Source organism: Bacillus sp. Medicinal_06 (assembly GCF_056711665.1).
Genome location: NZ_JBWYHD010000078.1, coordinates 1 through 329, shown reverse-complemented (window position 1 = coordinate 329; position 329 = coordinate 1). Strand labels below are relative to the sequence as shown.

1 rRNA gene is annotated in these 329 nt (G+C 43.8%); it reads left to right on the top strand.

The features are described 5' to 3' along the window. Positions 1-112, top strand: a 16S ribosomal RNA gene (locus tag AC1M36_RS28580); the annotation flags it as partial. Positions 113-329: the final 217 nt, after the last annotated feature.

The window sequence follows — 329 nt, the reverse complement described above, 5'->3', positions numbered from 1 at the left end:
GAAGTCGGTGGGGTAACCTTTTTGGAGCCAGCCGCCTAAGGTGGGACAGATGATTGGGGTGAAGTCGTAACAAGGTAGCCGTATCGGAAGGTGCGGCTGGATCACCTCCTTTCTATGGAGAATTGATGAACGCTGTTCATCAATATAAGTTTCCGTGTTTCGTTTTGTTCAGTTTTGAGAGAACTATCTCTCAGAAATAAATGTATGTTCTTTGAAAACTAGATAACAGTGTAGCTCATATTTTTTAATTTTAGTTTGGTTAAGTTAGAAAGGGCGCACGGTGGATGCCTTGACACTAGGAGTCGATGAAGGACGGGACTAACGCCGAT